General features: G+C 67.4%; 4 protein-coding genes. 3 read left to right on the top strand and 1 reads right to left on the bottom strand.

Going from position 1 to position 5,930, the window contains the following annotated elements; genetic code table 11:
• The coding region (locus VD972_RS16100; protein ID WP_324987855.1) for an acyl-CoA dehydrogenase at positions 1-878 on the bottom strand (878 nt) is incomplete at its 3' end.
• Positions 879-1,408: 530 nt separating this feature from the next.
• Here VD972_RS16100 and VD972_RS16095 point away from each other — a divergent pair.
• From VD972_RS16095 to VD972_RS16085, 3 genes are all read left to right on the top strand, one after another.
• Positions 1,409-3,355, top strand: coding sequence for a serine/threonine-protein kinase (locus VD972_RS16095; protein WP_324987852.1), 1,947 nt, complete (start codon positions 1,409-1,411; stop codon positions 3,353-3,355).
• A 6-nt stretch (positions 3,356-3,361) separates the two neighbouring features.
• Positions 3,362-4,243 (top strand): hypothetical protein, encoded by an 882-nt coding sequence (locus VD972_RS16090; protein ID WP_324987849.1) that lies wholly within the window; start codon positions 3,362-3,364, stop codon positions 4,241-4,243.
• A gap of 12 nt (positions 4,244-4,255) precedes the next feature.
• On the top strand, positions 4,256-5,930 hold a 1,675-nt coding region (locus VD972_RS16085), incomplete at its 3' end, for a hypothetical protein (RefSeq protein WP_324987846.1).

The raw sequence follows: 5,930 nt of genomic DNA, 5'->3' as shown, positions 1-5,930 counted from the left end.
TGCATCTGCAGAAACGGGAAGTCCGGAGCGCGCTGATCCGCGGCGGTGGCCGAGCGCATGGCCAGGGATCGCGCCGCCTCCAGGCGGATGCTCATGTCCGCCACGGCCATCTGGATCCACTGCATATCGGCGAGCGGCTTGTTCTCCGGAGGCAGTCGTCGCTCCTTGGCGTAGCCGATGGCGAACCCCATGGCCGCCTCGGCGATGCCGACAGAGATCCAGGACAGCCCCGCGGGGATGGCGCTGGGCTGGGTGGGATCGAGCTTCAGCACCCGAGACTCCGGCAGGAGCGTGTCCTGGAAGTGCAGGAGCTGGCTCCGCGTGGCGCGCATGCCCATGGGATCCCAGATCTCCTCCACCCGGATGGAGTCCTCCTTGTCGATGAGGAAAAAACGGGGCTGTCCCTCACAGACGGCGCTGGTGAGGAGGTACTTCGCGTGCTCGCCGCCAGAGACGAAGCGCTTGGCACCACTCAGGCGCCAGCCGCCCTCCACGCGGCGGGCTTGCTGCTGAGGCATCAGGAACTGATTGCCGCTGGTCGGCTCGCCGAGGGCATTGCCGAACCAGGCTCCGCCGCGGAGCTCGGCCTCGAAGGAGGAGACCTGCGCCGGGTCCCCCAGAGAGCGCAGGGCCTCGGCCGAGCCCTGGTGCATCAGCCAGGCCGTCGCGAAGGAGGCATCCCCTCGGGACAGGATGCTGACGATCCGCCCGAAGGTCAGCCACGAGGCGCCATCCAGGAGCGCCGCGTTCAGCGGGGAGCCGACCATGGCCTCCCTCCCCTCCTCGGGAAAGGTGGTGTCCCGGTCGTGCCGTGCGGCATGCGCTGCCAGCAGAGCCTGGATCCGCTCCGCCTCCTTCAGAAGATCTGCTTCAGTCATCGCTGTACCCCTGCCTGGAGAGTGAAGGTCCCCGCGATGGGAAGGCCATGGCAAGGGACTCCCCATCCTATCGGCCGGGTGCACCCCGCGCGCCGAGTCCCTCCTCATACGCTCTGGGGTTGTGTCCGTTTCTGGGACGGGTCGGTCCGCTTATGGGACGGCTGGGGTCGGCATGCCCCGCCAGTGAAGGGTTGTCGAAAGACGCCATGGAGGATGGCGCAGATCTGGAAGATCTTGGCGTGGCGCTTGTCCGTCTCACCCCTCATGCTCCCTCGCCTGCTTCGTGCCTCTGGCACCTGCCTCAGCCCGTCTGGCGGTGGTGGAAGCCACGCACTCTGCGTTCAGGTACGGGTGTTACTGCGCTATGTGTTGTGTGATATTTGTCACAAGCGTTCATCCCGCTGTGGGGGGGCTCAGGCGCCTGTGGAGAACGAGACCCAAGCGGCATGCGGCCTTCATGCCGGAGCAAGCGTCGGGAATCTATGAATCAACCAATGCGCAGCTTGCTGAAGTGCTCCCAGTGCGGAGCCATGCTGCCTCCGGGAACGACCCTCTGCCCTCGCGATGGCGCCCGAGCCGTGGCGGACAACCCCTTCGTCGAAGAGGCCACCGTGCGTCGCGACCCCGGCTCTCCCCCCGTTCATGGCAAGGCCGCCGGTGTCGCGCAACCCTTGCTGACGCCGGCCCCGGTGGAGCTGTCCGAGGAGGTGCGCGAAGGCTCGTGGGAAGCCACGGTGTCGCGCGACATGCTGGTGGGCAAGCAGCTGGGCGACTTCATCGTCAAGCGCCGCATCGGCGCCGGCGGCATGGGCATTGTCTATGAGGGCGAGCACCCCATCATCGGCCGCAAGGTGGCCATCAAGATCCTGCGCCCGGAGTTCTCCGACGGAGGTGGCGCGCGAGATCTGATCTCCGAGGCGCGCGCGGCCAGCGCCATCCGCCACCGGGGCATCATCGACGTCTTCGGCTTCGGCACCATCCCTCACATCGGCCAGTACCTGGTGATGGAGTACCTGGAGGGTGCGCCGCTGGACGAGATCATTGCCCAGCGGGCGCCCATGCTCGAGGCGGAGGTCATCGCGCTCCTGGACGAGCTGCTGGGCGCGCTCGGCGCCGCGCACGCCATGGGCGTCATCCACCGGGATCTCAAGCCCGGCAACATCTTCGTGGTGCGAGACTCGGGCGGCGGCGAGTCCGTGAAGGTGCTGGACTTCGGCCTGGCCAAGCGCAGCGAGATGCCCAACGGCACCAGCCCTCAGACACGGGCCAGCATGATCGTGGGCACCCCCGAGTACATGGCGCCGGAGCAGGCCTCGGGCCAGGCGGTGGGGCCGCACACGGATCTGTACTCGGTGGGCGTGATCGCCTTCGAGATGCTCACCCGACGGATCCCCTTCGAGGGCCCGTCGGCCATGTCGATTGCCATCCAGCACGTGCAGGCCAAGCCTCCCCCTCCATCCACTTATGTGGATCTCCATCCGGCGCTGGACGAGCTGGTGGTGCGGATGCTGGCGAAGACGGCCGCACAACGTCCGGCCTCCGCGGAGGCAGTGCGCCGCGAGCTGAAGGCGATCTCCCGTCAGCTGGCCGATGGGGCCACGCGCCTGGAGCCGGCGCCAAGGGGTGAGAAGCCCACCGACCAGATCCCGAGCGTCCGCACCGAGCGCCCGCCCGCTCCAGCCGGCCGTGCCGCTCCCGGGCACTCGCGGCCCGAGGTCGACTCGGTCACCGTGACGCGCACGGCCTCCACGAACCCCGAGGAGTCCATCAGCCAGTCGCGCCTGGCGCCCATCACCACCGAGGAGGGGGCTGTGCCGGCGCGCTTCGCCCCGACCACCGAGCGGGTCGCGGCCGTCCGCCCGAGCCGCCTGCCCCAGGTCGCGGTCGGTGGACTGCTCCTGCTGGCGCTCGGTGGCGCGGGCTTCTGGGCCTTGCAGCGCAAGGACCCGTCCATTCCGGTGCAGCCCACCGTGATCGAGACACCTTCAAGCCCCAGCCCGGGTGGGACCGAGCCCGTCACCGTCCTGCCGCCTCCCAGGGAGGTGAAGACGCCGAATCCTGCCGTGGACGTGAAACCGCCGGATCCTGCCACGCTGGATCCCTCAGTGGCCGTCAAGCCGCCGCCGGATGAGACGGTGAAGCCGCCCCCCAATGGAACCACTGCAGAGGCCATTGCGCAGCAGGGTGGGAACACGACCCAGAACCCGAAGAAGAAGCCCGGCGAACAGACCCAGGGCAAGCCCGTACCGCCACCGAAGGCGAAGGGCAAGCTGTTGCTGATCGTCAGAGGAGGCTGGGCCAACATCTATGTGGATGAGAAGGAGATGGGCCGAGTCCCCCCCACGCACGAGCTCGTGCTGCCTGCGGGCCGGCACAAGCTGGAGCTGATCAACCCCGGGTTGAAGCCGTACCGAGGCTCCGTCACCGTCACCGCGGGCCAGACGACGGAGCATGAAGTCATCCTTCAAAACAACTGAGGCGCCATGAGAACGACCGTCCTGCTGTCCATGGGGTGGACGCTGCTCGTATCCCTTCCCGCCTACGCGGAGCTACCCGGCGTCTCGCTCTACGAGCGTGGCGAGTACGGGCGCGCCCGAAAGTCGCTGGAGAACGATCTGCGCTCCAAGAAGCTCTCCAAGGAAGAGCGCATCAAGGCCCGGCTCTACCTCGCGGCAGCGCTGCACGCCTCCGGCGAGGAGGAGTCCGCCCGGCTCCAGCTCGGGGAGCTGGTGATCGCGGCGCCTGCGCTCAAGGTGGATCCCATCCTCTTTCCTCCCGAGTTCGTGGCCCTGGCCGAGCAGGCCCGCCATGCGGTGGATGCCAAACGCCAGGAGGAGGAGCGCCAGCGCCAGGAGGTCGAGCGTCAGCGCCAGGAGGTCGAGCGTCAGCGCCTGGAGGCCGAGCGCCTGGCGCGCGAAGAGGAGGAGGCGAGGAATAAGCCCCCTGTGGAAGATCCGCAGGCCCCGGAGCCGAGCTCCCTGCAGCTGCGCCCGGAGCTCTTCGGCTTCCTCGATCCCGTGGGGAAGGGAGTCGGCCTGGGCGGCGCGATGACACTGGAGCTCGGCAGGGTGGATCTGAGCGCGCGCGTGCTGGCGGGAAAGGAGCCCGGGGTTGGGGCAGAGGTGGGCTTCCTGCTGAGTGATGGCGCGGTCCAGCCGCGCCTGGCGCTGCGAGGCACGGCCGTCCCGACCCTGTCCGCATTCGGAGGCGGCGCGGTGGCGGGCCTCCGCCTGGCTCCCCCCGGCAAGCTGACGTTCTTGTTGGATGTGGGGGCCGAGTTCCTCAAGCTGGGCTCCGAATACAAGCCCCGTTACCGATCCTTCGTTCTGAGCACCTCGGCCGGCGTGGGCTTCGATCTGTTCTAAGGGAGATCCTCTGTGTCCGCTCACCTTCCGCGTGGCGTTGCTCTGGCCGCGGCCGCCTCACTCGTGTCGCTGGCCGCGTCCCTCCTGCCGCTCGCCGCTGGCGCGCAGCCTGCAGCCATCACGGAATGGAGCACCTACCTCGGTGGCGCCAACCGTGATCGCATCACAGCCATCGCGCAGAGCGACAACCGGGAAATCGTGGTCGTGGGCACCACCCTGTCGCTGGACTTCGCCACCCCCCCGTCATCGGGGTCGCGCACGTCCGAGGACCTCTTCATCAGCGGCTTCGACTATGACGCGTCCCTGATCCCGCGCTTCACACCCAGGATATTTGGAGGTCCCGGGATCGATGTGGCCAATGCCGTCGCGTTCGCGTCCGACAGATCGGTGTACATCGTCGGCAGGAGCACCTCCACGAGCATGACGGGCGCGGGAGCCCTGGTGGAGGATTTCGCGGGCGGGACGGACGCCTTCCTCATTCGAATCAACCCCCAGGGAACTCCTGAGTGGTACATGTACCTGGGGGGCCTCGATGTCGATGAGGCGACAGGCGTGACCGTCGTTGGCACCACCGTCTACGTCTCGGGGTGGACGAACTCCTCTACCTTCCTGGGAGTGCCAGTGCCCCTCGACGGCTCGGTGAATGCCTTCGTGGTGCGGATCGAACCCCACGCATCAAACCCCGCGGCGCCCCCTACGATTGGGTGGAATCTTCAGCCGAAGTTCATTGGCGGCCCAGGGGACGACAGGTTTCTCGGCATCACCTCGAGCGGGGGGAAGTTGTTGCTGGTGGGGACGACCACCTCCACAACCGCGGAGCTGAGGGCCATCTACGACTCCAAGCTCAGGAATGAATACAAGGGCGGCGAGTCAGATGCCTTCGTCGTTGCGATGGAGACATTGGGGGGAGATCCCCTCTGGCTGACCTACGTGGGAGGGAACCAGAAGGACGAGGGCAAGGGCATCGCCGGAGGTTTGGAAGACACTGTCGTGGTGGCAGGCACCACGAGCTCCTCGGACATCGTCAACGCCGAAACTCCGCCAGCCAGGAATGCCTTCGCTGCCTGGGTGACCAGTGAGGGGAACACGAGGCTGATCCAGGTGCGCGGGGGAGATCGCGACGATGAGGTGCTGGCCGTTGCGACCGACAACAGCGGCACCGCCTATATCGGTGGAAGAACGGACTCCACGAACCTCCCCTGGGTCACCCTCGGCTTCGACACCGTGATCGAGCCTGAAAGTCCGCCATCACCCCTCACCCGAGAGGGCTTCGTGTGGATGTTTCCAGGCTGGGGAGGAGACGGCTGGGATTCCTTCGCGGGCGGTGACATGGAGGACGAGGTCACGGCTCTCGCCGTGCACACAGCCACTCAGCTCATCGTCGGTATGGGGACTTCGTCGGCCACGGGGCTGCCTCGCCCCCCTCCCAGTCCTCCCCCGCCCCCCATGTATGACTCGACCCTGGACGGGCCCACGGATGGGCACCTCATGGCCGTCAAGATAGTATCCCCCAACCGGCCGAGCGCGGGGATGGTCTTCGATCGCCTCCAGGCGGACGATGAGCACCAGGACGTCGAGACGACAAGCTCGAGGACCTCGCTCTACGCGAATTGGACCGAGTTCAACGACGGGGCGCCTCTCGAGAAGTACGAGTGGGCCATCGGGACCCCAGCGGCTCCTACCAGCG

Origin of the sequence: Hyalangium sp. (genome assembly GCF_035629615.1) — a bacterium.
Lineage (GTDB): Bacteria > Myxococcota > Myxococcia > Myxococcales > Myxococcaceae > Hyalangium.
This window is presented reverse-complemented; position numbering and strand designations above follow the sequence as displayed.